22 protein-coding genes and 1 tRNA gene are annotated in these 25188 nt (G+C 63.5%); 11 read left to right on the forward strand and 12 right to left on the reverse strand.

Going from position 1 to position 25188, the window contains the following annotated elements:
- The first annotated feature begins 48 nt into the window (after nucleotides 1–48).
- Together trmL and rep are read left to right on the forward strand one after the other, a co-directional pair.
- A complete protein-coding gene (gene trmL, locus CU110_RS00265; RefSeq protein WP_084207726.1) occupies nucleotides 49–522 on the forward strand; it encodes a tRNA (uridine(34)/cytosine(34)/5-carboxymethylaminomethyluridine(34)-2'-O)-methyltransferase TrmL in 474 nt (157 codons plus the stop codon).
- Between the two features lie 75 nt (nucleotides 523–597).
- Nucleotides 598–2679: a DNA helicase Rep gene (rep, locus tag CU110_RS00270; protein ID WP_084207727.1), complete on the forward strand. Its 2082-nt coding sequence runs from the start codon at nucleotides 598–600 to the stop codon at nucleotides 2677–2679.
- Nucleotides 2680–2692: 13 nt separating this feature from the next.
- On the opposite strand, the gene CU110_RS00275 is transcribed toward rep, so the two are convergent.
- Nucleotides 2693–3187, reverse strand: coding sequence for a c-type cytochrome (locus CU110_RS00275; protein ID WP_084207728.1), 495 nt, complete (start codon nucleotides 3185–3187; stop codon nucleotides 2693–2695).
- A gap of 145 nt (nucleotides 3188–3332) precedes the next feature.
- Here CU110_RS00275 and CU110_RS00280 point away from each other — a divergent pair.
- Together CU110_RS00280 and CU110_RS00285 are read left to right on the forward strand one after the other, a co-directional pair.
- Nucleotides 3333–3409 (forward strand) — tRNA-Arg (locus CU110_RS00280).
- Between the two features lie 177 nt (nucleotides 3410–3586).
- Complete coding sequence (locus tag CU110_RS00285; protein ID WP_084209567.1) at nucleotides 3587–5035, forward strand: coniferyl aldehyde dehydrogenase; 1449 nt, start codon at nucleotides 3587–3589, stop codon at nucleotides 5033–5035.
- Between the two features lie 6 nt (nucleotides 5036–5041).
- Here the strand turns inward: CU110_RS00285 and rnk are convergent, their stop codons facing one another.
- The 3 genes from rnk to typA all read right to left on the reverse strand — a co-directional run bounded on the left by rnk (nucleotide 5042) and on the right by typA (nucleotide 8351).
- Nucleotides 5042–5455 carry a nucleoside diphosphate kinase regulator gene (gene rnk / locus CU110_RS00290; protein ID WP_077379911.1) on the reverse strand — a complete coding sequence of 138 codons (414 nt, stop codon included), beginning with the start codon at nucleotides 5453–5455 and terminating at the stop codon, nucleotides 5042–5044.
- A gap of 161 nt (nucleotides 5456–5616) precedes the next feature.
- On the reverse strand, nucleotides 5617–6507 hold the full coding sequence (locus CU110_RS00295) for a WYL domain-containing protein (RefSeq protein ID WP_077379913.1): 891 nt from the start codon (nucleotides 6505–6507) through the stop codon (nucleotides 5617–5619).
- Nucleotides 6508–6542: 35 nt separating this feature from the next.
- Nucleotides 6543–8351 (reverse strand): translational GTPase TypA, encoded by a 1809-nt coding sequence (gene typA / locus CU110_RS00300; protein ID WP_077379915.1) that lies wholly within the window; start codon nucleotides 8349–8351, stop codon nucleotides 6543–6545.
- Between the two features lie 224 nt (nucleotides 8352–8575).
- Here typA and glnA point away from each other — a divergent pair, with 224 nt between their 5' ends.
- The 7 genes from glnA (at nucleotide 8576) to CU110_RS00335 (ending at nucleotide 16443) form a co-directional block, all read left to right on the forward strand.
- Nucleotides 8576–9982 carry a glutamate--ammonia ligase gene (gene glnA / locus CU110_RS00305; protein ID WP_065392424.1) on the forward strand — a complete coding sequence of 469 codons (1407 nt, stop codon included), beginning with the start codon at nucleotides 8576–8578 and terminating at the stop codon, nucleotides 9980–9982.
- 9 nt (nucleotides 9983–9991) lie between these two features.
- Entirely contained in the window at nucleotides 9992–10159 is a 168-nt protein-coding gene (locus CU110_RS00310) for a DUF4124 domain-containing protein (RefSeq protein WP_164850232.1), read from the forward strand.
- A 19-nt stretch (nucleotides 10160–10178) separates the two neighbouring features.
- Nucleotides 10179–10535, forward strand: coding sequence for a hypothetical protein (locus CU110_RS00315; RefSeq protein WP_127734295.1), 357 nt, complete (start codon nucleotides 10179–10181; stop codon nucleotides 10533–10535).
- A 136-nt stretch (nucleotides 10536–10671) separates the two neighbouring features.
- A complete protein-coding gene (gene glnL / locus CU110_RS00320) occupies nucleotides 10672–11751 on the forward strand; it encodes a nitrogen regulation protein NR(II) (protein WP_077380022.1) in 1080 nt (359 codons plus the stop codon).
- Nucleotides 11748–13157, forward strand: coding sequence for a nitrogen regulation protein NR(I) (ntrC, locus tag CU110_RS00325; protein WP_077379917.1), 1410 nt, complete (start codon nucleotides 11748–11750; stop codon nucleotides 13155–13157). The genes glnL and ntrC overlap by 4 nt, the downstream gene beginning before the upstream one ends.
- Nucleotides 13158–13295: 138 nt before the next feature.
- Entirely contained in the window at nucleotides 13296–14633 is a 1338-nt protein-coding gene (locus CU110_RS00330) for a deoxyguanosinetriphosphate triphosphohydrolase (RefSeq protein ID WP_084207729.1), read from the forward strand.
- A 58-nt stretch (nucleotides 14634–14691) separates the two neighbouring features.
- Nucleotides 14692–16443, forward strand: coding sequence for a BCCT family transporter (locus CU110_RS00335; protein WP_077379921.1), 1752 nt, complete (start codon nucleotides 14692–14694; stop codon nucleotides 16441–16443).
- Nucleotide 16444: 1 nt separating this feature from the next.
- Here the strand turns inward: CU110_RS00335 and CU110_RS00340 are convergent, their stop codons facing one another.
- From CU110_RS00340 to tkt, 8 genes are all read right to left on the reverse strand, one after another.
- Nucleotides 16445–17281, reverse strand: a complete 837-nt coding sequence (locus CU110_RS00340; protein WP_084207730.1) for an alpha-L-glutamate ligase — start codon at nucleotides 17279–17281, stop codon at nucleotides 16445–16447.
- Entirely contained in the window at nucleotides 17278–18303 is a 1026-nt protein-coding gene (locus tag CU110_RS00345) for a nuclease-related domain-containing protein (protein ID WP_127734297.1), read from the reverse strand. Before CU110_RS00345 ends, CU110_RS00340 begins: the two co-directional genes overlap by 4 nt.
- 34 nt (nucleotides 18304–18337) lie before the next feature.
- Nucleotides 18338–18703 carry a YbaY family lipoprotein gene (locus CU110_RS00350; protein ID WP_127734299.1) on the reverse strand — a complete coding sequence of 122 codons (366 nt, stop codon included), beginning with the start codon at nucleotides 18701–18703 and terminating at the stop codon, nucleotides 18338–18340.
- A 35-nt stretch (nucleotides 18704–18738) separates the two neighbouring features.
- The gene (locus tag CU110_RS00355) at nucleotides 18739–19113 is read right to left on the reverse strand and encodes a translation initiation factor Sui1 (protein WP_084207732.1); all 375 of its coding nucleotides are present in this window, start codon (nucleotides 19111–19113) and stop codon (nucleotides 18739–18741) included.
- A gap of 26 nt (nucleotides 19114–19139) precedes the next feature.
- Nucleotides 19140–20204 carry a class II fructose-bisphosphate aldolase gene (gene fba / locus CU110_RS00360; RefSeq protein WP_077379931.1) on the reverse strand — a complete coding sequence of 355 codons (1065 nt, stop codon included), beginning with the start codon at nucleotides 20202–20204 and terminating at the stop codon, nucleotides 19140–19142.
- A 50-nt stretch (nucleotides 20205–20254) separates the two neighbouring features.
- On the reverse strand, nucleotides 20255–21418 hold the full coding sequence (locus tag CU110_RS00365) for a phosphoglycerate kinase (RefSeq protein ID WP_084207733.1): 1164 nt from the start codon (nucleotides 21416–21418) through the stop codon (nucleotides 20255–20257).
- Nucleotides 21415–22551, reverse strand: a complete 1137-nt coding sequence (locus tag CU110_RS00370) for a glyceraldehyde 3-phosphate dehydrogenase NAD-binding domain-containing protein (RefSeq protein ID WP_077379935.1) — start codon at nucleotides 22549–22551, stop codon at nucleotides 21415–21417. The genes CU110_RS00365 and CU110_RS00370 overlap by 4 nt, the downstream gene beginning before the upstream one ends.
- Nucleotides 22552–22986: 435 nt before the next feature.
- Nucleotides 22987–24981 (reverse strand): transketolase, encoded by a 1995-nt coding sequence (gene tkt, locus CU110_RS00375; protein ID WP_077379937.1) that lies wholly within the window; start codon nucleotides 24979–24981, stop codon nucleotides 22987–22989.
- Between the last annotated feature and the right edge of the window lie 207 nt (nucleotides 24982–25188).

Genomic DNA, 25188 nt, shown 5'->3' on the forward strand with positions numbered 1-25188 from the left:
GCCCGCTTTGCGTTGTCCTGGCTTTCGTCATCTGCCGCGAGTTCGCTCATGCTCGATATCGTGCTCTATCAGCCCGAGATTCCGCCCAATACCGGCAACATCATCCGCCTGTGCGCCAATACCGGCTTTCGCCTGCATCTGATCGAGCCGCTCGGGTTCGAGCTGGAGGACAAGCGCCTGCGGCGTGCCGGACTCGATTATCATGAGTGGGCACGTGTGCAGTGCCATGCCAGCCTCGATGACTTCGTCGCGAGCGTGAAGCCTGCGCGTATCTTCGCGCTCTCGACGCGGGGCCGCACCGCGCCGCATGAGGCCAGCTTCCAGGCCGGTGATGCGCTGGTGTTCGGCCCGGAGACGCGCGGCCTGCCACAGGCGATGCTCGACAGTCTCCCCCGCGAGCAGGTATTGCGCCTGCCGATGCTGGCCGACAGCCGCAGCATGAATCTGTCGAATGCCGTCGCCGTCGTCGTCTACGAAAGCTGGCGTCAGCTCGACTTTGCCGGGGCCGTGCAGCTTGATTGAGTGCGCTGCCCGGTCGTGCCCGGCACCACCAGAGATGTTTCTTCGATTGATTTCCTCGCCCAGCAGGACACCGTGATGACCGAGATCCGTGATCGCCTCGCCAAGCTCAATCCCCGCCAGCAGGAAGCCGTGCGCGCCATCGATGGCCCCTGTCTGGTACTGGCAGGGGCCGGTTCCGGCAAGACCAGCGTGATCACGACCAAGATCGCCTATCTGGTGCAGGAATGCGGCATGAAGGCACGCAACATCGCCGCCGTGACCTTCACCAACAAGGCGGCGCGCGAGATGAAGGAGCGAGTCGGCAAGATGCTCAAGGGCCGCGAGGGCCACGGGCTGATCGTCTCAACCTTCCACACCCTCGGCCTGACCATCATCCGCGGCGAGCTGAAGACACTGGGCTACAAGCCGGGCTTCTCGCTGTTCGACACCGATGACGCCAAGGTGTTGATCAAGGAACTGATGCACAAGGAAGCCGACACCGACGCCGAGCAGATCAATGCGGTGCAGAGCCAGATTTCCACCTGGAAGAATGACCTCATCCTGCCCGGGGCGGCGCTGTCGCATGCCGAGGATGAAGATGCCCAGTACGCCGCGGTGATCTACGAGGCCTACAACCGGCATCTCAAGGCCTACAACGCGGTGGACTTCGATGACCTGATCCTGCTGCCGGTGGTGCTGTTCCGTGACCATCCCGAGGTGCTGGCGCGCTGGCAGCGGCGCATCCACTACATGCTGGTCGATGAGTATCAGGACACCAACATCAGTCAGTATCTGCTGGTGAAGATGCTGATGCAGGAGCGTCAGACCTTCACCGTGGTGGGGGACGATGATCAGTCCATCTACGCCTGGCGCGGTGCGCGCCCCGAGAACCTCGTCACCCTCGGCGAGGATTTCCCGCGCCTGAATCTGATCAAGCTGGAGCAGAACTATCGCTCCACCGGCATCATCCTGCGCGCAGCGAACACCCTGATCGCCAACAACCCGCACGTCTACGACAAGACGCTGTGGTCGCAGATGGGCGATGGCGACCCGATCCGCATCATCATGAATCGCAACGAAGAGGCCGAGGCCGAGCGCGTGGCGGGGGAGATCCTGACGCGGCGCATCAAGGAAGGCGCCGAGTGGCGTGATTTCGCGGTGCTCTATCGTGGCAACTTCCAGGCGCGCCTGCTGGAGCTGAAGCTGCAGCATTACCAGATTCCCTACAAGCTCTCCGGCGGTACCTCCTTCTTCGGGCGCAACGAGATCAAGGACGCGATGGCGTATCTGCGGCTGTTGATCAATCCGGCCGATGACAACGCCTTCCTGCGCATCGTCAACGTGCCGCGACGCGAAGTCGGGCCGGGCACGCTGGAGAAGCTGGCCAACTACGCCACCGGGCGTGGCGTGTCACTCTACGCCGCCTGCAGCGAGATGGGCCTGCGCGAGCAGCTCAGCGAGCGGGCGCTGGACCGCCTCGGCCGCTTCACCCACACGCTGGACCGCGTGCGCCGCGAGATGGATGCCGGTCAGTCGATCAGCGCGATCCGCGAGCTGTTTCATGAAGTGGATTACGAGGGCTGGCTGTATCAGAACGCCAGTGCCCCCAAGATCGCCGAACGGCGCATGGCCAACGTCTGGATCCTGATCGACCAGCTGGAGAAGTCGATCAGCGGCAATCCCCAGGACCAGGTGGAAGAGCTTGAAGGCAGCGAGGCGATGGTCGGTGACACCGAGACCGGTGATGTCGCGGCGGCCATCTCACGTCTGGTGCTGCGCGACATTCTCGAGCAGCAGGCCGAGGAGGACGATTCGGACCGTGTGCAGCTGCTGACGCTGCATGCCTCCAAGGGCCTGGAATTCCCGCACGTCTACGTGATGGGGCTGGAGGAAGACCTGTTGCCGCACCGCAACTCCATCGAGATGGAGACGGTGGAGGAGGAGCGTCGCCTCGCCTATGTCGGCATCACGCGGGCACGGCGCACGCTGGTGCTGACACTGGCCCGGCAGCGCAAGACCTACGGCGAGATGATGGACTGTGTGCCGAGTCGCTTCCTGGACGAGCTGCCCCCCGAGGATCTCGAGTGGGAAGGGCGTGCCGACAAGCCGCAGGATCAGGAGAAGAAGGTGGCCCGCGGACGGGATGCCATCGCGGGCCTGCGTTCCCTGCTCGGTTAGTCGCGCTCGAGGGTCAGCGCACGGAGTCGAGCAGATAGTCCACGGCGGCCTTCACTTCCTCATCGGACAGCGCCGGGTTGCCGCCCTTGGCCGGCATGGCATTGAAGCCTTCGATGGCATGGGTGTAGAGCGTCTCGTCGCCCTTGGCGAGACGCGCTTCCCAGTCGCTGGCCTCGCCCAGACGCGGTGCGCCGGCCGCGCCCGTGGTATGGCAGGCCATGCAGATACCGCCGTAGACCTTCTCGCCGTCGATCGCGCTGGCAGCGCTGGCGGAGTCGGTCTCCGCCGCCGCAGACGGCTGTTGGCCCGCTCCGGCCATGTCACCTGCGCAACTCTCACCTTTCAGGCATAGCTCACCCACCGGCTTGAGGCGCTCGGCGATGGCGTCATGCGAATTGTCCGCGGCGAGCGCCTGTGAACTGACAAGCACGCTGAACAGCATCGCGCTCAGGGAAACCGGCAGGGATGAGCGCGTGAGGAATGACGCGGATGGCTGGCGAGCTTGCATGAGGTGCACCTTTTGAAGGCTGTGTATCGAGCCAGTATAGCGCTGGCCGAGGGGGCGGCAACCGTGTGACGGGCGTGATATCTCGACAACGTAGAATCAAGACGTTACCATAAGCGCGCCTTGGTTCTCCGCAACCATGGCATGCGCGCCCATAGCTCAGCTGGATAGAGTACTGCCCTCCGAAGGCAGGGGTCGCAGGTTCAAATCCTGCTGGGCGCGCCAACGAATTCCGTCATCGGCCGATCGGCAAGATGACATCCGAGAAGCCCTCGCACCTCACGGTGCGGGGGCTTCTTGCATTCTGGCTTGCGTGGACTGTCGTGCAGACTTTCTTTGACGCCATCAAACGAGTGTTCTAAAACGGAGTGAGCCACGACGACGTCTGTCGAGATGGCTCGCATGCGTGAGTTGCTGGACGCTCAGCGAGCAGCCTTCGCCCACGCGCCGATGCCGAGTGCCGAGGAGCGGCGTGGCTGGCTGGCAGCGCTGCGTGATGCCCTCAAGGCGCACGAGGAGGCCTTGGTCGCGGCCATCAGCCGAGATTTCGGTCATCGCAGTGCTCACGAGACACGCCTGGCGGAACTGGTACCGAGCTACGAGGGCATTCGCCATGCACGCCGTCACCTGAAGGGCTGGATGAAGCCCTCGAAGCGCCACGTCAGCGCCGCCTTCCAGCCAGCCAGTGCAAGTGTCGTCTACCAGCCACTTGGTGTGGTCGGCATCATCGTGCCGTGGAACTATCCGCTGTATCTGGCGATCGGCCCCTTGATCAGCGCGCTGAGCGCCGGCAATCGGGTGATGATCAAGATGAGCGAATTCACGCCGGAAACCGCCGAGGCGCTGCGCGGCATGCTCGCGGATGCCTTCGAGGAAGTGCAGGTCGCGGTGGTGACCGGCCAGGCCGAGGTCGCGGCGGCCTTCTCGGCACTGCCCTTCGACCACCTGCTGTTCACCGGCAGCACGGCGGTGGGCCGGCATGTGATGCGCGCCGCGGCGGAGAATCTGACCCCCGTCACGCTGGAGCTGGGCGGCAAGTCGCCGGTGATCATGTCGCGCCAATTGATGGCGGACGACGCGCAGCGCCGCGAGGCGGCCTCACGTCTTGCCTTCGGCAAGGGCATGAATGCCGGCCAGACCTGTGTCGCTCCGGATTACGTGCTGTGTGCGGAAGATCAGATCGAGTCGCTGGTTCAGGCGTTGGGGGAGTGCTTCCAGCGCTTCTATCCGCGCTTCGCCGAGACGCAGGATTACTCGCGCATCATCAATCAGCGTCAATACCAGCGCGTGAGGGAAGTGCTCGAGGATGCACTGGCCAAGGGTGCGACGCTCAGGCCATTGCTCGACAGCCCTGACTGGGATGACCCGGCGCTGGTCGAGAAGCGTCTGATGCCGCCGCTGGCACTGCTTGAGGTGACGGATGAGATGCGGGTGATGCAGGAGGAGATCTTCGGGCCGCTGCTGCCGATTGTCGCGCTGCCGGACGCGGCGGTGGATGAGCTGTCCGCTGCGATGGCCTACGTGAATGCGCGCCCACGCCCGCTGGCGCTTTACTACTTCGGCCACGACAAGCACGAACAGCAGCGGGTCACCGAGGGCACGCATGCAGGCGGAATGTGTCTGAACGACACCCTGCTGCATGTGGCGCAGGATGACATGCCGTTCGGCGGCATCGGGCCATCCGGCATGGGGCATTACCACGGGCGGGAAGGGTTCCAGACGCTGAGCAAGGCCAAGGGCGTCTTTGCCAAGGGGCGCATGAATGGCGCGAAGCTGATGTATCCGCCCTATGCCGACGGGCCGGCAGCACGCGCCATCCATGGTCTGATCCGCCGCCTGCTGATGCGCTAGGCGCTGTCAGCGGTGCAGATCGCCCGCGCTTTCCGGCTGGTAGTGGAGCGCCTCGATACGTACCTCGTGCAGGCTGCCATCCGGCAGCTGCCACTCGATGAGGCTACCGACCCGCAGCCCCAGCAGAGCGGCTCCCAGAGGCGCCAGTACTGACAGGCCATCCTGCTGGTCTGACAGGGCGTGCGGATAGACCAGCGTGCGTATCAGGGTCTGCTGGCGGGTCAGATCCGTGAACTCCACGCGGCTGTTCATGCTGACGATATCGGCGGGCACCTCGTGAGGCTCGACGATATCGCCGCGCTCCAGTTCGTCCTCGAGCTGTTCCGCCACCTGGCGGTCGGCAGCCGAGACGCGATCAATCAGGCGCTCGAGGCGTTCGGCATCCAGACGATTGATGATGATCGAGGGAAGTGTGGCCATGTGACCTCCTGTCAGGTGTGGTATCCGCGCCTTGCTGACAAGGCCTGGCGAGTTACCAAAAAAACAGCCCTCCGCCGGGTAGGCGAAGGACTGTGTGCAGAAGTCATCATATAAACTTCACTCAGCGCTGGATAGTCCGGATAGTCCTGCAAGCCATCGTTTCAGGCGCTGGAGCTGACGAACAACCAGTCGCTGATCTCGGCATGATTCAACACCACCAATTGCTGCGCACGGGGCGACTCATCCAGATAATCCGGATTGATGCCCAGCTCACGCAGCACATACTGGACGAGGGCGCCGCGAGTTGGCAGGTGAAGCTCGCCGTCGACCATGCCGTGGTCCTGTTCGATCAGGCCACGCTCATCTGGCGTCAGGCGAGGGTCTGCCCCCAGGCGCAGGGTGACCCGGGTTTCCCAGCCGTCATCGAATTCACGTTGACTGCCTTCAAGTGCCTCGCCGAACAGCTCAGGGACATCGCGGAATCGAGACAGCACGAAGTCGCGAAAAGCCCGGTTCTTCTCACAGAAGGCCCGCACATGCCAGCGACCTGCGGCATAGACCAGCGTATGTGGACACAGGATACGCTCTTCCCCCTGAGGGGAGTTCAAAGAGGCGTAGGTGACCTCCAGGCGTGCTCCCTGGCTGGCCGCTTCAATCAATGTCCGGACCACGGGCGGGCTGGCGCTGCGGGACGGCAAGCGGAGCGCCTCGGTGTTGGCCTGACCGAGTCCGAGTCCGGTGAAGTGGGGATTCAGATTGTCATGATTGCCGAGCAGCTGCAGATATTCATCCACCTCACCCCGCGTCAGCATCGGGTGAAAATTGGCGGAGGGGCGGTAGCCCTTGATCACGGGATCATATTCAAGATTGTGTTCGGCGACGGTCTCGCGATAGGTCTTCATGACGCGTGACGCCTGCTGGCGTGCTATCCCGAAGGCGTTGCCCAGATGACGTGACGTGACGCGGCCTTCCCACAGGGCGATGATCTCGATCAGACGGTAGCGTGCCAGCGTGTCCCAGGGCAGGGTTTCCAGGCGTTCCTTGATGCTCATTGATGAATCCTTTCATACGGGTCTTCTATGGCGTCTTACTTGCTGGCGCGCTTGCGCTCGTTCTCTTTCAGGTACTTCTTGCGGATACGGATGTGCAGCGGAGTGACTTCCACCAGCTCATCGGAATCCAGGAACTCGATCGCCTGTTCCAGAGTGAAGCGGATCGGCGGCGTCAGCACGATGTTCTCGTCGTTGCCGGTGGAGCGCATGTTATCCAGCTTCTTGGCCTTGGTCGGGTTGACGACCAGGTCGTTGGCACGGTTGTGGATACCCACCAGCATGCCTTCATAGACTTCGGTACCGTGACCGATGATCAGCTTGCCGCGCTCCTGCAGAGTGTACAGGGCGTAGGACAGTGCCTTGCCCGGCACCATGGAGATCATGACACCGTTGCGACGCTCGACGCCTGCGCCTTCCTTCAGGTCACCGTAGTGATCGAAGCGGCTGGTCAGGATGCCGGTACCGGAGGTCAGGGTCAGGAACTGGCCACGGAAGCCGATCAGACCACGTGACGGGATGATGAAGTCCAGACGCACACGACCCTTGCCATCCGGGTTCATGTTGGTCAGCTCACCCTTGCGGTAGCCCAGCTCTTCCATGATGGAGCCCTGGTGCTGCTCTTCACAGTCGATGATGACTTCTTCGTACGGCTCCTGCTTCTTGCCGTCGATTTCCTTGATGATGACTTCCGGGCGGCCCACGGCCAGCTCGAAGCCTTCACGACGCATGGATTCGATCAGTACGGAGAGGTGCAGCTCACCACGGCCGGAAACGACGAATTTCTCCGGCGTCTCACCCTGTTCGACGCGCAGGGCGACGTTGTGGATCAGTTCCTGATCCAGACGCTCACGGATGTTGCGGCTGGTGACGAACTTGCCGTCCTGACCGGCGAACGGAGAGTCATTGACCTGGAAGGTCATGGAGACGGTCGGCTCATCGACGGTCAGCGGCGGCAGCGCTTCGACGGTCGCGGTGTCGCAGATGGTGTCGGAGATCGCGAGGTTCTCGATACCGGTGATGCAGACGATGTCGCCGGCGGTCGCCTTGTCGGTCTGCACGCGGTCCAGACCCATGTGGGTCATGACCTGGCCGATCTTGCCCTTGCGGACAGCGCCTTCCTTGGTGACGATGGAAACCTGCTGGCCCGGGCTGACGGAACCGCGCTTGATGCGGCCCAGACCGATGACGCCGACGTAGCTGTTGTAGTCCAGTGCGGAGATCTGCATCTGGAACGGGCCGTCCAGCTCGACCTTCGGCGGCTCGACGATGTCGACGATGGACTGGAACATCGGGTCCATGGTGTCTTGCAGGTCTTCCGGATCCATGCCGGCAATGCCGTTGAGGGCAGAGCAGTAGATGATCGGGAAGTCGAGCTGCTCGTCGGTCGCGCCCAGGTTGTCGAACAGATCGAAGATCTGGTCGACGACCCAGTCAGGACGAGAGCCCGGACGGTCGATCTTGTTGACGACGACGATCGGCTTCAGACCCTGGGCGAAAGCCTTCTGGGTCACGAAGCGAGTCTGCGGCATCGGGCCATCGACAGCATCGACCAGCAGCAGTACGGAATCGACCATGGACATCACGCGCTCGACTTCGCCACCGAAGTCAGCGTGCCCAGGGGTATCCACGATGTTGATGTGGTAATCGTTCCACTGGATCGCGGTGTTCTTCGCGAGAATGGTGATGCCGCGCTCTTTTTCCTGGTCGTTGGAATCCATGATGCGTTCCTGACCCTCGGCCTTGCGGTCCAGGGTGCCAGACTGACTCAGGAGCTTGTCGACCAGGGTAGTTTTACCGTGGTCAACGTGGGCGATGATGGCTATGTTGCGAAGTTTCTCGATCACGACGGGAACCTGTGCGGAAAATGGGCGCTCGCGTACCGGGCGCTTGTGATTTGGGGCGCATTATAGGGGGCATGGCATGCCTCCTGCCAGCATCGTGCATTCACGAGGCGGGTCAGTGAGGGCCATGGATTGGCCTGAAGTGCCCAAATGATTGTCTCTCAAGTCTTTTCCGCGCGCTTGTGACAGATGAAAAAAAGAGCCGCCGGCTCCATCGGAGAATTACCATGGCTGAGAAGACACTTGCCCTGATTGAAGAACACGAAGTCAAGTGGGTTGATCTGCGCTTCACCGACACCAAGGGCAAGGAGCAGCACGTCTCCATCCCGGCGCGCACGGTTGACGAAGAATTCTTCGAGAATGGTCAGATGTTCGATGGTTCTTCTATCGAAGGTTGGAAGGGCATCAACGAGTCCGACATGATCCTGATGCCGGACGACGGCACTGCCTTCCTTGACCCGTTCACCGAAGACACCACTCTGGTGCTGCGCTGTGACGTCATCGAGCCGGCCACCATGCAGGGCTATGAGCGCGACCCGCGTTCCGTCGCCAAGCGTGCCGAGGAATATCTGAAGTCCACCGGTCTGGGCGATACTGCCTTCTTCGGTCCGGAGCCGGAATTCTTCATCTTCGATGAAGTGCACTGGAAGAACGAGATGAACGGCGCGATGTTCAAGATCTCTTCCGAAGAAGGTGCATGGGCGACCGATTCCACGCCGGAAGGCGGCAACCTGGGTCACCGTCCGCGTCTGAAGGGCGGCTACTTCCCGGTCCCGCCGATCGATAGCTTCCACGATATCCGTGCTGCCATGTGCAACACCCTGGAAGCCATCGGTCAGGAAGTCGAAGTTCACCACCACGAAGTGGCGAACGCCGGCCAGAACGAGATCGGTGTCAAGTTCAACACCCTGGTCAAGAAGGCCGATGAGGTTCAGGAACTCAAGTACGTGATCCACAACGTGGCGCACGCTTACGGCAAGTCCGCGACCTTCATGCCCAAGCCGCTGGTCGGTGACAACGGTTCCGGCATGCACGTTCACCAGTCCTTCTGGAAGGATGGCGACAACCAGTTCGCCGGTGACGAGTACGCGGGTCTGTCCGAAATGGCCCTCTACTACATTGGCGGCATCATCAAGCACGCTCGTGCGCTGAACGCCTTCACCAATGCGTCCACCAACTCCTACAAGCGTCTGGTGCCGGGCTTCGAAGCCCCGGTCATGCTGGCCTACTCTGCCCGCAACCGTTCCGCTTCCATCCGTATCCCGTACACCGCCAGCCCGAAAGGCAAGCGTGTCGAGGCTCGCTTCCCGGATCCGACGGCCAACCCGTACCTGGCGTTCTCCGCGATGCTGATGGCCGGTATCGACGGCATCAAGAACAAGATCCACCCGGGCGATGCCATGGACAAGAACCTCTACGACCTGCCGGCCGAAGAAGCCAAGTCCATCCCGACCGTGGCCGAGAGCCTCGAACAGGCACTGACCGCGCTGGACGGCGATCGTGAGTTCCTGACCCAAGGTGGCGTCTTCACCGACGACATGATCGATGCCTACCTCGAGCTGAAGGGCGAAGACATCCAGCGCCTGCGCATGGCGACTCACCCGCTCGAATTCGACATGTACTACAGCGTCTGACTGTCAGCGGTGCTGGCCCTGGGCAGCGTCTCGGCGGAGCTCGAGGCGGCTCAGGTCTACCGGCACGTGGATGCCAACGGCAACGTGGTGTTCAGTGATCAGCCGGCGGGCGGCAGCAAGGTCAAGCTGACGCCGCTGAGTGTGGTGCCTTCCACCGAGTCTGCTCCCTCGCGGTAGCCGACCCTCCGCGCCTGCCGTGGATGTCAGCTTCCGTGGCTATACCCGCTTCTTCATCCAGAGCCCGAGCAATGAAGAGACGCTGCCCACGGGGCAGGCCGGCAACCTGGCGGTGCGCCTGGCCATCGAGCCGCAGCTGCGTCCCGAGCACAAGGTACGCGTGACCGTGGATGGCGCGCCGTCGCAATCGGCCATGAACAGCAGTGTCTTCATGGTGCCGGGGCTCGAGCGTGGCAAGCATGTCATCCAGGCGGAGCTGCTGGATGCCTCCGGACGAGTGCGCCAGACCACCGAGCCCCGTGTGGTCTACGTGCAACGCGCCAGCGTCAATCTCCCGCGCAATCCCAACAACCCGGCCAATGCCGGGGGTGGCTGAGAGTGCACCATAATGGTGCTTCAAATCGACGCCCGAAAGAGGTGCATCGGCGCGGGTGCCATGCACGCGGCATTTGCACCAGACTGGCGCGGTTATTGCAGAACAGGGAGACGTACTGCGAATGGCGGATAAAGGCATGCATCAACGACTGCTCGAACACCTGAATACTGCCGTGGTGGTGCTGGATGCACAGCTGCGCGTGGTATGGCTGAACCCGGCGGCCGAGACGCTATTGGCGGTCAGCCTGGTGCGCGTCAAGGGCAGCTCCCCTGAACATCTGACCGGGCTGGATGAAGAGCCCATCAAGGTGCTGCGCAAGGCGCTGGAAGAACAGCATCCCTATACCCAGCGTGAGGCCGAGATCGTCAATGCGGCCAACGAGCCGCTGACGGTGGACTTCACCGCGACCCCGGTCAGCGCCAATGAGCTGCTGGTGGAAATCGAGCCGCGTGATCGTCTGATGCAGATCTCTCGCGAGGAGGCGCTGATCGCTCGGCAGGAAGCCGTCAAGGTGCTGACACGCGGGCTGGCGCATGAAGTGAAGAACCCGCTTGGCGGTATCCGGGGCGCGGCCCAGTTGCTGGAGCGCGATCTGCCGGAACCGCAGATGGTGGAGTTCACGCGCATCATCATCGAGGAGGTGGATCGCCTGCGCGATCTGGTCGATCGCATGCTGGGGCCGAATCGGCCACCGCTGCAGTCGCCGGTCAATATCCACTCGGTGACCGAGCGGGTGCGCTCCCTGCTGGCGGCGGAAGGGCATCACATCAAGCTGACGGCCGACTATGATCCGAGCCTTCCTGAAGTCATCGGCGATGAAGGCCAGTTGATCCAGGCGGTGCTCAACATCGCGCGCAACGCGACCCAGGCCCTCAACGAGCAGCCGCAGCCCGAATCAGCCGATGGCAATGAGGCGCCGTGGGAGATCACCCTGCGCACGCGGGCCCGGCGGCAGTTCACGCTGGGTCATGAGCGCCATCGTCTGGTCTGTGAGCTGGCGATCAGCGACAACGGCCCGGGCATTCCCGAGGCGCTGCGCGAGACGCTGTTCTACCCGATGGTCTCGGGGCGCGCCGAAGGCTCAGGGCTCGGGCTTTCCATCGCCCAGGGCATCCTGCACCAGCATCAGGGGTTGATCGAGTGTGACTCGCGCCCCGGCCATACCGAATTCCGACTATTAATCCCGCTTGCCGGCACTTCTGGAGATCCCTCATGAGCGAGACTGCACGCGTCTGTATCGTCGATGATGACCGCGCCATCCGCTGGGTACTGGAGCGCGCTCTGGCCCAGCCTGACCTCGAGGTGGAAAGCTTCGAGCGCCCGGATCAGGCAGAAGCCAGCATCATGCGACAGTGCCCGGATGTGCTGATCACCGACATCCGCATGCCCGGTATCGATGGCCTCGATCTGATGGCACGAGTCCGCGAGCGTTATCCGGACCTGCCGGTGATCGTGATGACGGCCCATTCCGACCTCGACAGTGCCGTGGCCTCCTATCAGGGCGGTGCCTTCGAGTATCTGCCCAAGCCCTTCGATGTCGATGAGGCGCTGGCGCTGGTGCGGCGCGCCGTGGCGCACGCGCGGGAATCCAAGGCCCCCGCGGTGGTGCCGGAAGGATTGACCAAGGAGATCATCGGGGAAGCGCCAGCGATGCAGGAGGTCTTTCGGGCCATCGGTCGCCTGTCCCAGTCGCACATCACCGTACTGATCAACGGCGAATCCGGGACCGGCAAGGAGCGTGTCGCCCAGGCGCTGCATCAGCATTCGCCCCGCAAGGCCAAGCCGTTCATCGCGTTGAACATGGCGGCGATCCCCAAGGACCTGATGGAGTCAGAGCTCTTCGGCCACGAGAAGGGCGCCTTCACCGGTGCCACCGCTCTGCGTCGCGGACGCTTCGAGCAGGCCGATGGTGGCACCCTGTTCCTGGACGAGATCGGCGACATGCCGGCGGAAACCCAGACACGTCTGTTGCGGGTGCTGGCGGATGGCGAGTTCTACCGCGTGGGGGGCATCACGCCGGTCAAGGTGGATGTGCGTATCATCGCCGCGACCCACCAGCACCTGGAGGCGTTGGTGGAGGATGGTCGTTTCCGCGAGGATCTCTTCCACCGCCTCAACGTGATTCGCGTCCACCTGCCACGGCTGTCAGAGCGCCGTGAGGATATCCCGCGCCTGATGCAGCACTTCCTCGCCGAAGCCGCACGCGAGCTGGCCACGGACCCCAAGGTGCTCACCGAGGCGGCCGAGAAGCACCTCACGCGCTTCGACTGGCCGGGCAACGTGCGCCAGCTGGAGAACACCTGTCGCTGGCTGACGGTGATGGCCTCGGGCCGCGAGGTGATGGTCGAGGATCTGCCGCCGGAACTGCGTGACGTCAGTGGCACCGAGGCCGCGTCCGGGGACTGGCGTGGTGCCTTCCGTGAATGGGCGGACCGCGCACTCGCCGCCGGTCATACCCATCTGCTGGAAGAGGCGGTGCCCGACTTCGAGCGCATCCTGATCGAGACGGCGCTCAAGCATACCGGCGGTCGCAAGGGCGAAGCCGCCGAGTTGCTGGGCTGGGGACGCAACACGCTGACGCGCAAGCTCAAGGTGCTGTTGCCGGCACTGGCCGAGGATTGAGGGACAGGAGAACCGCCCAGCGGTCTGGAGAGAAAGAGAACAGGGTGCCACAATCCCTGTTCTCTTTTTTTCTGCCCGTCATTCACCGTTGTCTGCTCGCCGGCGTCGTTTCTCGGGCGCCTGCCAAGGAGTTGCCTGATGTCATCAATGAACTGGGAACGACTGCTGGAGCCGAGTCGCCTGCATGACGCACCGGGCACCGTATCGCGTGAGATGGGCCGTACGCCCTTCCACAAGGATCACGACCGGATCGTGTTCGCGGGCTCCTTCCGACGGCTGGGTCGCAAGACCCAGGTGCACCCACTGACCGACAACGACCACATCCACACGCGTCTGACCCACTCCCTGGAGGTCGGCTGCGTCGGGCGTTCGCTGGGCATGATGGTCGGCGAGAAGTTGAAGGACCATCTGCCCGAGTGGGTCACGCCCGCCGACCTCGGCGTCATCGTCCAGACCGGCTGTCTGGGACATGACATCGGCAACCCACCCTTCGGGCATGCCGGAGAATATGCCATCCGTGACTGGTTTGCCGCAGAGGCCGCCAGTGACCACGGGCGTCTGTCAGGCTTGAGCGAGGCCGAGCGCGAAGACCTGCTGACCTATGAAGGCAACGCCCAGGGCTTTCGTATCGTCACCCAGATCGAATACAACCAGTTTCATGGCGGCATGCGCCTGACGGCGGCGACGTTGGGCACCCTGCTCAAGTATCCCTGGACGGTGAAGCACGCCACGGCAGGCGGCAAGTTCGGTTGCTACCAGAGTGAGCGTGAACTGCTGGATCAGGTGGCCGAGCGCTGCGGGCTGCTGGCGCGTGACGATGGCCGCTGGTGTCGCCACCCGTTGGCGTGGCTGGTCGAGGCTGCCGATGACATCTGCTATGCGCTGCTCGATCTCGAGGATGGTCTCGAGATGGGCATACTGCAGTTCGAGGAGGTCTACGAGATTCTGACCGGCATCAGTGGTGGCGCGCCGCGGGAGTATGACGACATGGTCGCGCGTGGCACGTCACAGCGGCGCAAGGTGGCGGCCCTCAGGGGCGCGGCGATGGAGCGGGCGGTCAATGACGTGGCCCAGGCCTTCGTGCAGCATGAGGCGGAATTGCTGGCGGGCACCCTCAGTGAGGACCTGCTGGATCTGTGTCATCCCGATCTCGGCTGGGGCGTGCGGGAAGCCAAGAATCTGGCGCGCCAGAAGATCTTTCGCAACGAGCGCAAGGCCAAGCTGGAAATCGGCGCCTACACCACGCTGGGCATCCTGCTCGAAGCCTTCATCGGGGCTGCCCATGAGCTGCACACCACGGGGCGCTCCAGCTTCAAGCATCAGCGCGTGCTGGCGCTGATCGGCGAGAACACCCCGACGCGTGACTGGGATCTCTACCGCAGTTACCGGCGCATGCTCGATTTCATCGGCGGCATGACCGATCACTTCGCCGTGGACCTCGCTCAGGAGATGGGTGGCCGCTTGCGCGGCGACTGAGCCTCATTCATGATAAGCTATTATCATGCAGGGCAATAACGATAAACGAGGCTTATTTATGAGCAAGAAAACCCCCGGAGGAACCGCTGCCAACGCGGAGAACAAGCCAGAGAAGGCCTTCGACATGATCGACAAGCCGACCTTCTTCGGCTCGATCTTTCTGCTGCTGGCAGTGACGTTGCCATTGGTCATCTTCCCCGAGCAGGGTGCGATGTGGGTATCGGCGGCCAAGAATTTCGTCACCAGCAAGCTGGGTGTGCTCTACCTGATGCTGGGTGTCGGAGCCGGTGGCTTCATGATCTACATCATCTTCAGTGATATCGGGCAGATCAAGCTGGGCGACGCCGAAGAGAAGCCCGAGTTCTCGATCGTGTCGTGGGCGGCCATGCTGTTCTGCGCCGGTATCGGGGCCTCCATCCTCTACTGGTCGATGATCGAGTGGGTCTACTACTACCAGTCGCCGCCGTTCCACGTGGAAGGTCAGACACCGGAGGCCGCGGAATGGGCCGCCGCCTACGGTATCTTCCACTGGGGGCCGCTGGCATGGGCGATCTATCTGATTCCCGCCGTGCCGATCGCCTACTTCTACTACGTGCGTCACCACAGTGTCCTGAAGATTTCCGAGGCGCTGATGCCGGTGCTCGGCGAAAAGCTGGCGCGTGGCTGGCTGGGCAAGCTGGTCGACATCAGCTTCGTCTTCGGCATGCTGGGTGGCGGGGCGACCACGCTCGGTCTGGCAGCTCCGATGATCAACGAGGGGGTGCATGAGCTGTTCGGCGTACCCAAGTCGCTGATGACCCAGGTCGTCGTGCTGCTGGTGTGTACCGCGCTGTTCGGCTACAGCGCCTACGTGGGGCTTAAGAAGGGCATCAAGCTGCTGTCGGATATCAACTTCTGGCTGGCGGTCGGGTTGCTGCTGTTCATCTTCATCGCAGGTCCGACCCTGTTCATGGCCAATACCGGTCTGGACGCGCTGGGGCGCGTGATGAGCAATCTGATCCACATGGCGACCTGGCTTGAGCCGTTCGCCGAGTTCAAGGGCTTCGAGAACACCCACTTCCCGCAGGACTGGACCATCTTCTACTGGGCCTGGTGGCTGGTGTTCGCGCCCAGCGTGGGGCTGTTCATCGCGCGCATCTCGCGGGGTCGCACCATTCGCGCGATGGTGGCGGGCTCGATGTTCTTCGGCACCATGGGCTGCTTCCTGTTCTTCATGGTGATGGGCAACTACGGCCTGTACCTGCAGCTGTCAGGTGAGCTGGACGTGGTGACCATACTCAACGAGCAGAGCCCGACCGCTGCCATCTTCGCCATGCTGCATACCCTGCCGCTGGACTATGTGGTGATCTTTGCCTTCACGCTGCTGGCACTGATCTTCACGGCCACCACCTTCGACTCCATCTCCTACATCCTGGCGGCCGTGGTCCAGAAGGAAGTGGATGAGGAGCCGATGCGCTGGAACCGTCTCTTCTGGGCCTTCGCGCTGTCGTTCATGCCGATCGTACTGATGTTCGTCGGCGGGCTGGAAACCCTGCAGACGGCCTCGATCATCGGTGGCGTGCCGTTGCTGGCGGTGGCGTTGCTGCTGTGCATCTCCATCGTGCGCGCCGCGCACTATGACCTGCGCTATCAGCCGGATTACACGGTCAAGGAGATCAATATCGAGGAATTCCCGGAAGACGACCCCTGGACGGAAGAGGGCACCTGGGAGATTCCGGACGAGGACGTGCCTGCGGCGGGCAAGCCGCAGCAGGACACGCCCAAGGATCATGTCGAAGGCGACCCGCACAGCCGTCCTTCCCGACTGTGACTCAGGCGGTTTCCTGCAGTGTCTCGCTGCGGGAGCGGCGCGGTGTCAGCACCGGCGGCGTCGGGTCCTTGTCGTCATTGTCGAGGGCCAGATAGCGACTGATGGCGGCACCGATACGCCGTGAACTGTCCTGAATGCCCTGGTTGCCGAACAGACGATTGAACTCGAAGACCATCGGATGGCCATCGACCATCGCGATATCGAAGCCGGCGTGGTCGACACTCAGCGCCTCGGCCAGCTGCAGCGCCAGCTCGATGGCGGGCGCCGGGATGTTGTCATAGGCCGTCTCGCCGCCCTGACTGACATTGGAGCGATAGCCGCCCAGCGGCGTGACGCGCCAGTAGGCAGTGATGACTTCGCCACCGACCACCACGATGCGCAGGTCACGATCGATATCAAGCCGCGGCTGGGCATACAGCACCGGGTGCTCGGCTGCGTGGGCTTCCAGCTCGCCACGTGACTGGATCAGCTTCACCCCGGCCCCCATGGAGCTCTTCACTTCCTTGACGATCAGCGGATAGCCGAAGCGTGCCTCGATGTCGTCGATTGCCTGACGGCTGGCACCCCGAATCTCGGTGGGCGGCACATTGTCCGGGCAGATGGCCTGAAAGACGCGCGTCTGCTCGACCTTGTCGTGGCCGATGGCGTAGCTGGGCAGGCTCGGGAAGATGCGTTTTCCCAGGCCGTAGACCAGGGTGGTGATCTGCCAGTATTCGGGAAACAGCAGGATGTCAGCGGCGCGGATCTCGTCGAGGTGATCCAGCATGCGTTCCGGCTTGATGTAGCGAACGCCGGCGATACCGAGGGTGCGAAATGCGTCGAAGGTGATGAGTTTCATGGGGGATATGTCGCCAGAAGCGCCATCATTGCGATGGCGCGATCAAGGAGCCAGGGCTGGACCGGCGCGTATTTAACGTCGCGCCGGCCCGCTTGGCAAGTCCTTGTGACGGGCGGGCGTTCGGCCTGTACCCGCAGCAGAATCGCCTCGTTGATGCGCTGCTTGAGTGCCTCATCCAGCGCCGGGCAGCCATCCTCCGGGGTCATGCAATGGGTGCTGAGCCACTCGGCCAGCCCTTCGCCATTGACGACGTCCGGGTCGCCCTTGCGCTGTTCACCACGCCGGATGATCTGCCAGCCCGGCAGCGCCAGAATGCCGTGTACCGGTACCTCGACACCACACTCGCGCTTGAGCCAGGCGGCAGTCCAGTCACGCGCGACGCGTGTCTCGCGCAGCGGCTTGCGCTCGCGCCCGCCGGGGAAGTGCAGGCGCCCATCCTCCAGCTTGACCTCGTTCTTGATCGCTCCCAGAGCATCCAGCGGACGCGAGCGCGCCTTGGTGCGGATGGCATAGGCACCGAGCGGCGTGAGCACCAGATGGTCGATATGGAAGCCGTCGGCGGGGACGTCATGATAGACCACGCTGCTCAACTGCTCCGGGCGAATGAGCTGATCCAGCTCCTGGCCGATGGACAGCTCGCAGGCCAGCCCCAGCTTCAACTTGCGGATGCGCTGGAAGTGGCGGGTGAGGCGCAGCGCGAAGATCAGCACGAACAGCGCGCAGGCCAGTCCATAGCCCGCCCACTCCAGCCAGTTCTGCTCTTCGCCGAACACCATGCGTCCCATGCCATAGATCAGCGGGCTCAGTGTGATGAGCGGTCCCAGTGCGCCATCGAGAAACAATGACTGGAAGGCGTCATCGAGGCGGTCTCGCAGGCTCTGGCCCGGCTCGCGCAGCTGGCGGCGGGTCAGGGGTGACTGGATGCGGCGCTCATGCAGGCCGCGCATGCCCAGCACCACCAGCGCGATGGCGCCCAGCGGGGTGAGAAAGAAGACAGGTAACAGGTATTCCAGCCAATCCATCGGGATGTCCTATCTACAGGAGAGGGGAGCGTATTCAGTGGCCCAGCGCACGTGGCAGCGGCACGATCGGCACCTCGACCTCACCCTGCGCTGCGTTGTGGGTAGTGTCCAGTACCGGCACCACACTGTCATTGATCCAGTACAGCTTGCCGTCACTGCGCACGTCGGCCTGCAGTGCATAGCGATGGCCATCCTCGATGGCATTGCGATCATATTGCAGGCTGACCGGGAAAGGCCCCTGGCGCAGACCGCCGAAGCGGGTGCTGGCGATCAGGTTGGCCGGTGCATCGGCTCTGGAGATATCCACCAGGCGGACCTCCAGCAGCGCATCACCCGGTGCCTGGAAGGCCTGCTGTGGCACCACGCGTGCCTCCAGCTGAGCGAAGTCAGGGCCGGTCATGCAGCCCGCCAGCCCCAGCGTGCCGAGCAGCAGGTTCAGCCGCCGGCCAGCTTGACGGTATAGCCGCGTCGCGTCAGCTCGGTCTTGAGCGTCTCGCGGTGATCGCCCTGGATCTCCACGATACCGTCCTTGAGGCTGCCGCCGGTGCCACACCGCTGCTTGAGAGTCTTGGCAAGCGCCTTGAGTTCCTTCTCCGCCAGCGGAATCCCGCTCACGGTGGTCACGCCCTTGCCCTTGCGGCCGCTGGTCTCGCGGCGGATACGCACCACGCCATCGAGGCTGTCGAGCCGTTCGCGCTCGGCGAGGTCCGCGCACTCGCAGTCGGCTTCGGCGCGGCGGCATTCGGGGCAGGTGGCGCCGTGTTCAGTGGAATAGACAAGCCCGGAAAGTTGATCCTTGAGCGAGGCCATGATGTCTCCTGCGGTACGCCGTCAGATCAGTTGATCTTCGGGTCCAGCTCGCCACGGTGGTAACGCTCGAACATCGCTTCGAGGTTGATCGGGTCGATCTTGCTGCCGTGGCCGGCAGCACCGAAGGCTTCGTAGCGTGCGATGCAGATGTCGCGCATCGCCTTCACGGATTCCTTCAGGTACTTGCGCGGGTCGAATTCAGACGGGTTCTGGGCCATGAAACGACGGATGGAGCCGGTGGAGGCGAGGCGCAGGTCGGTATCGACGTTGATCTTGCGCACACCGTGCTTGATGCCTTCGACGATCTCGTCGACCGGAACCCCGTAGGTTTCCGGAATCTTGCCACCGTATTCGTTGATGATTTCCAGCCAGTCCTGCGGCACGGAGGAAGAGCCGTGCATCACCAGGTGAGTCTCGGGGATGCGGGCGTGGATTTCCTTGATGCGCTGGATGGACAGGGTGTCACCCGTCGGCGGCTTGGTGAACTTGTAGGCGCCGTGGGAGGTGCCGATGGCGATGGCCAGGGCATCGACGTGGGTCTTCTTGACGAAGTCGGCGGCTTCTTCGGGGTCGGTCAGCATCTGGTCGTGATCCAGCTTGCCTTCGGCACCGATGCCATCTTCTTCACCGGCCATGCCGGTTTCCAGCGAGCCGAGGCAACCCAGTTCGCCTTCGACGGACACGCCACAGGCATGCGCCATCTCGACGGTGCGACGGGTCACATCGACGTTGTATTCGTAGCTTGTCGGGGTCTTGCCATCTTCCCCCAGCGAACCGTCCATCATCACCGAGCTGAAGCCCAGCTGGATGGAGCGCTGGCAGACGGCTGGCGAGGTGCCGTGATCCTGGTGCATGACCACCGGGATATGCGGGAATTCCTCGATCGCGGCCAGAATCAGGTGGCGAAGGAACGGCGCGCCGGCGTATTTGCGAGCGCCTGCAGAGGCCTGGACGATCACCGGAGAGTCGGTGTGGTCGGCGGCTTCCATGATGGCGCGCATCTGCTCGAGGTTGTTGACGTTGAACGCGGGAATGCCGTATCCGTACTCGGCTGCGTGGTCCAACATCTGGCGCATGCTGATCAATGCCATGACATCACCTGTCTTCTTGGGGAATGGAAAAGGGAGTAGCGCAGCCCGGGTCAGCTTGCAGCGGCTTCCAATGCCGCCACGGCCGGTAGCGTCTTGCCTTCCACGTACTCGAGGAAGGCACCGCCACCGGTAGAAATGTAGGACACGCGGGACTCGACAGCGTATTTGTCGATGGCCGCCAGGGTGTCCCCGCCGCCAGCGATGGAGAAGGCGTCGCTCTCGGCGATGGCCATGGCCAGCTTCTCGGTACCGTTGGCGAACTGGTCGATCTCGAACACGCCCACCGGGCCGTTCCACAGAATGGTGCCGGCATCCTTGAGCAGCGCCCCGAAGCGGGAGGCGGTGTCCGGGCCGATATCCAGAATCATCTCGTCATCACGCACGTCGGCAACGTCACGCACGATGGCCTCGGCCTTGTCGGAGAACTCGGTGGCCACGACGACGTCGGTGGGCAGCGGGATCTCGACCTTGTCCATCAGCGCGCGAGCGGTCTCCAGCAGGTCAGCCTCGTAGAGCGACTTGCCGACGTTGTAACCGGCGGCGGCGATGAAGGTGTTGGCGATGCCGCCACCGACGATCAGCTGATGGCACTTGTCGGACAGCGCCTTGAGCACGTCCAGCTTGGTGGAGACCTTGGAGCCGCCGACGATGGCGACCATCGGCGCGCGCGGCGCGGCGAGTGCCTTCTCGAGGGCTTCCAGCTCGGCAGCCAGCAGCGGGCCGGCGCAGGCGTCCGGGGCGAAGCGTGCCACGCCATGGGTGGAGGCCTGGGCGCGGTGCGCAGTGCCGAAGGCGTCCATCACGTAGATGTCGCACAGGGCGGCGTAGGCGCGAGACAGCGCTTCATCGTCCTTCTTCTCGCCGGCATTGAAGCGCACGTTTTCCAGCAGTACGACCTCGCCCTCGGCGACGTCCGGTGCCGTATCGAGATAGTCGGTGATCAGACGCACCGGGCTGCCCAGCAGCTCGCCCAGGTGTGCCGCGACCGGTGCCAGAGAGAACTGCTCTTCCGGCTGCCCTTCGGTGGGACGGCCCAGATGGCTCATCAGCATGACGCGCGCTCCCGCATCGCGGGCCGCCGTGATGGTCGGCAGGCTGGCGCGGATACGCGCGTCGCTGGTCACCTGACCATTGCGAACCGGCACGTTGAGATCTTCGCGGATCAGCACGCGTTTGCCTGACAGGTCGAGGGCGGTCATCGTTTGCACGTTCATGACGGGTTCCTTGGTCGTGAATCGGTGGAGAGAGCTCCCGTCGCCAGAGGCGTTGTCATCTCGCAGGCGTGCCAATGGGTGGCGACGTCCAGCATGCGATTGGCAAAGCCCCATTCGTTGTCGAACCAGCACAGCATCTTGATCAGCCGGCCGCCGGCAACACGGGTCTGGGTCGCATCCACGATACCCGAGCGCGGATCGTGGTTGAAGTCGATGGACGCCGTCGGCTCCTCGCTCAACCCCATCAGGCCCTGCAGGCGTCGTGCGCAGGCTTCGCGCAGCAGGTCATTGACCTCGTCCGCGCTCACGTCGCGCTTCACCTCGATGGACATGTCCATGCAGGACACGTTGATGGTCGGCACCCGCAGGTGCAGACACTCGAAGCGTCCTTCCAGATGCGGCATCAGGCGGTTGATGCCCTTGGCCAGCCCCGTATCCACCGGCACGATCGAACTCATTGCGGAGCGCGTCAGGCGCAGGTCCGTCTGGTGGTAGGCGTCGATCACCGGCTGGTCGTTCATCGCCGAATGCACCGTGGTGGTGACGCCACGCTCCAGCCCGAAGGCCTGCTCCAGCACCGTGAGGATCGGGATCAGGCAATTGGTCGTACACGACGCCGCCGAGACGATGCGCATGCCGCCAGCGTCCTGCCCTGTCCCGGCGGGGGCCAGCGCCGACTGGTTGATGCCGCACACGATGGTGGCATCGACATCGGCGTCGGTATCGCCGGGCTGGGAGAACAGCAGCCGTCCCGCGCCTGCCGATAGATGGCGCTCGGCGGTGGCGCGGTCCTTGAAGCTGCCTGAGCACTCCAGGACCAGGTCAATCCCCAGTGCCCGCCAGGGCAGGCAGTCTGGATTGGCCTCGGACAGGATGCTGATCGCATGGCCGTTGACGACCAGCTGGCCGTCGCGCTGCTCCACCGTGCCGGGGAAGCGGCCATGGGTGGTGTCGTAGCGTGTCAGATAGGTGATGGTGTCCAGGTCTGACAGCTCGTTGATCGCCACCACTTCCAGTGGCAGCGTCTCGCCACGTGCTTCACGTTCCACCAGCGCTCTCAGCACACACTGACCGATGCGTCCGTAGCCATTGATGGCCACTCGCAAGGGGGCGTTCCCCTGGCGAAGACGCATGCTGGCCTCCTGGGAGGCGTCGGAGGTGGGCAGAGGGGACTGATGGCTCAATGAGGTCTCGTTCCGAGTGTTTTTCAGGGGGTCCATGGTAGCGCATCGCTTTGCTGGGCGGAGGGAGCGAAAGGCGCGCAAGCGCCTGATTTCTGGTTTTTTTCGTCTAAGAACACGTAGTCACACTACCCAACTGGAGGGGTTGTGTAGTCGCCATCCACGCTGTCTGTCGAGGGCTGGATCGCCGGAGAATGACCGTTCATGCAGGATGAATCGTGTCATCAAGCTGTGAGTGACATGGAGTGCGTCGACTACAGGCGACAGCCGGTGACGGTGGAGGGCTTCTCGAGTGTCGCACAGACGAAAACGCCGCCGCTCCCAGCGGGAGGCGGCGGCGTCGATCTGCGTCTCACTCCGTCATCGACGGGGTGAGTCAGGCGGTGATCAGCCCAGCAGCGTGTTGGCGCGTTCGACCACGTTCTCGACCGTGAAGCCGAAGTGCTTGAACAGGTCGCCAGCCGGCGCGGATTCCCCGAAGGTCTCCATGCCGATGATGTCGCCGTTCAGGCCGACATACTTGAACCAGTAGTCACGATGCCCGGCTTCGATCGCCACGCGCGCGGTGACGGAGGACGGCAGCACGGATTCGCGGTATTCCGCGTCCTGGGCATCGAACAGGTCGGTGGCCGGCATGGACACGACACGCACGGCGCGACCGGCGGCTTCCAGCTCGGCGGCGGCATCCATCGCCAGACCGACTTCGGAGCCGGTGGCGATCAGGATCAGTTCCGGCTGGCCGTTGGCGGCGTCCTTCAGCACGTAACCGCCACGGCTGATGTTGGCCAGCTGGGCCTTGTCGCGGTTCTGGTGCGGCAGGTTCTGACGCGACAGGATCAGCGCGGTCGGGCCGGAGTGACGCTTGATGGCCGCATCCCAGGCGGCTGCGGTCTCCACGGCATCCGCCGGACGCCAGGTGGACAGGTTCGGCGTGGTGCGCAGGCTGGTCAGCTGCTCGATCGGCTGGTGCGTCGGGCCATCTTCGCCCAGACCGATGGAGTCGTGGGTGAAGACGTAGACGGCCTGCTGACCCATCAGGGCGGCCATGCGAACGGCGTTGCGCATGTACTCCATGAAGATCAGGAAGGTCGCGCCGTACGGGATGAAGCCGCCGTGCAGACCGGCGCCGTTCATGATCGCACCCATGCCGAACTCACGCACACCGTAGTGCAGGTAGTTGCCGCTGAAGTCTTCGCGGGTGATCGCCTGGGCGCCCTTCCAGAAGGTCAGGTTGGACGGGGCGAGGTCGGCGCTGCCGCCGAGCAGTTCCGGCAGCTGCGGGCCGAGCTGGTTCAGGCACTCGAAGGAGGCCTTGCGCGATGCCGGGCTGTCGCCGGCGGCCTGAGCGTCCTCGATCATCTTCTCGCTGCTCAGGGCGTGCGGCAGCTTGCCTTCCAGACGACGGGTGAACTCGGCGGCCAGTTCCGGGTGCGCGTCGGCGTAACGGGCGAAGCGCGCATCCCAGTCACTCTCGAGCTTGGCGCCGCGCTCGCTGGCATCCCAGCCCTGATAGATGTCTTCCGGGATGTGGAAGGGTGCGTGGGTCCAGCCCAGCTTCTCGCGGGTCGCCGCGACTTCGTCGTCACCCAGCGGAGCGCCGTGGCAGGACTCGGTGCCTTCCTTGTTCGGGGAGCCGAAGCCGATGACGGTCTTGCAGATGATCAGGCTCGGCTTGTCGTCGTGGCTCTTGGCCAGGGCGATGGCGGCGTTGATCTCTTCCGGCTTGTGGCCGTCGACGTTGGCCACGACGTGCCAGCCATAGGCTTCGAAGCGCTTGGCGGTGTCATCGGTGAACCAGCCTTCGACTTCCCCATCGATGGAGATGCCGTTGTCGTCATACAGGGCGATCAGCTTGCCCAGACCCAGGGTGCCGGCCAGCGAGCCGACCTCATGGGAGATGCCTTCCATCAGGCAGCCGTCGCCCAGGAAGCACCAGGTGGTGTGGTCGACGACGGTGTGGCCCGGACGGTTGAACTGCGCCGCCAGTGTCTTCTCGGCGATCGCCATGCCCACGGCATTGGCCAGCCCCTGGCCCAGCGGGCCGGTGGTGGTCTCGATACCCGGCGCATAACCGTATTCCGGGTGACCGGCGGTCTTGGAATGCAGTTGGCGGAAGTTCTGCAGATCTTCAAGGCTCAGCTGGTAGCCCGTGAGGTGCAGCAGGGAGTAGAGCAGCATGGAGCCGTGGCCGTTGGACAGCACGAAGCGGTCACGGTCGGCCCAGTTCGGGTTGGCCGGGTTGTGCTTGAGGTGGTCGTTCCAGAGCACTTCAGCGATGTCGGCCATGCCCATGGGGGCGCCGGGGTGGCCAGACTTGGCCTTCTGAACGGCGTCCATGGAAAGTGCACGGATGGCGTTGGCCAGGTCAAAACGGGAAGGCATGCAATAGCTCCTCGCCTGCGGGGCGTCAAGAGTGTGGCAATGAATCACGGCGTTCTGCCTGTGGTGCGCAGCGCGCCGGAAAGGACAGTGCGTCGCGTGAACCTTGTGCGTACGAAGCTTCGCCCGTACGCGATCTCCGGGCCAGTATTGTCACCGAGATGACGGGGCGCGGCAAATCGCATCCGGGCCCCGCAGCCGTCCATGCGT

It is taken from the genome of Cobetia sp. ICG0124, assembly GCF_004006355.1.
GTDB classification, from domain to species: domain Bacteria; phylum Pseudomonadota; class Gammaproteobacteria; order Pseudomonadales; family Halomonadaceae; genus Cobetia; species Cobetia marina.

What these genes read in the sequence shown, in the direction of transcription:
- rep (WP_084207727.1), top strand. Translation starts at nt 598, where the DNA reads ATGACCGAGATCCGTGATCGCCTCGCCAAGCTCAATCCCCGCCAGCAG.
- trmL (WP_084207726.1), top strand. Translation starts at nt 49, where the DNA reads ATGCTCGATATCGTGCTCTATCAGCCCGAGATTCCGCCCAATACCGGC.
- CU110_RS00275 (WP_084207728.1), bottom strand. Translation starts at nt 3,187, where the DNA reads ATGCAAGCTCGCCAGCCATCCGCGTCATTCCTCACGCGCTCATCCCTG.
- CU110_RS00355 (WP_084207732.1), bottom strand. Translation starts at nt 19,113, where the DNA reads ATGGCCTCGCTCAAGGATCAACTTTCCGGGCTTGTCTATTCCACTGAA.
- CU110_RS00330 (WP_084207729.1), top strand. Translation starts at nt 13,296, where the DNA reads ATGTCATCAATGAACTGGGAACGACTGCTGGAGCCGAGTCGCCTGCAT.
- CU110_RS00370 (WP_077379935.1), bottom strand. Translation starts at nt 22,551, where the DNA reads ATGCGTCTTCGCCAGGGGAACGCCCCCTTGCGAGTGGCCATCAATGGC.
- CU110_RS00365 (WP_084207733.1), bottom strand. Translation starts at nt 21,418, where the DNA reads ATGAACGTGCAAACGATGACCGCCCTCGACCTGTCAGGCAAACGCGTG.
- fba (WP_077379931.1), bottom strand. Translation starts at nt 20,204, where the DNA reads ATGGCATTGATCAGCATGCGCCAGATGTTGGACCACGCAGCCGAGTAC.
- CU110_RS00340 (WP_084207730.1), bottom strand. Translation starts at nt 17,281, where the DNA reads ATGAAACTCATCACCTTCGACGCATTTCGCACCCTCGGTATCGCCGGC.
- rnk (WP_077379911.1), bottom strand. Translation starts at nt 5,455, where the DNA reads ATGGCCACACTTCCCTCGATCATCATCAATCGTCTGGATGCCGAACGC.
- tkt (WP_077379937.1), bottom strand. Translation starts at nt 24,981, where the DNA reads ATGCCTTCCCGTTTTGACCTGGCCAACGCCATCCGTGCACTTTCCATG.
- glnL (WP_077380022.1), top strand. Translation starts at nt 10,672, where the DNA reads ATGCATCAACGACTGCTCGAACACCTGAATACTGCCGTGGTGGTGCTG.
- CU110_RS00350 (WP_127734299.1), bottom strand. Translation starts at nt 18,703, where the DNA reads ATGACCGGCCCTGACTTCGCTCAGCTGGAGGCACGCGTGGTGCCACAG.
- CU110_RS00295 (WP_077379913.1), bottom strand. Translation starts at nt 6,507, where the DNA reads ATGAGCATCAAGGAACGCCTGGAAACCCTGCCCTGGGACACGCTGGCA.
- ntrC (WP_077379917.1), top strand. Translation starts at nt 11,748, where the DNA reads ATGAGCGAGACTGCACGCGTCTGTATCGTCGATGATGACCGCGCCATC.
- CU110_RS00345 (WP_127734297.1), bottom strand. Translation starts at nt 18,303, where the DNA reads ATGGATTGGCTGGAATACCTGTTACCTGTCTTCTTTCTCACCCCGCTG.
- CU110_RS00285 (WP_084209567.1), top strand. Translation starts at nt 3,587, where the DNA reads ATGCGTGAGTTGCTGGACGCTCAGCGAGCAGCCTTCGCCCACGCGCCG.
- CU110_RS00335 (WP_077379921.1), top strand. Translation starts at nt 14,692, where the DNA reads ATGAGCAAGAAAACCCCCGGAGGAACCGCTGCCAACGCGGAGAACAAG.
- glnA (WP_065392424.1), top strand. Translation starts at nt 8,576, where the DNA reads ATGGCTGAGAAGACACTTGCCCTGATTGAAGAACACGAAGTCAAGTGG.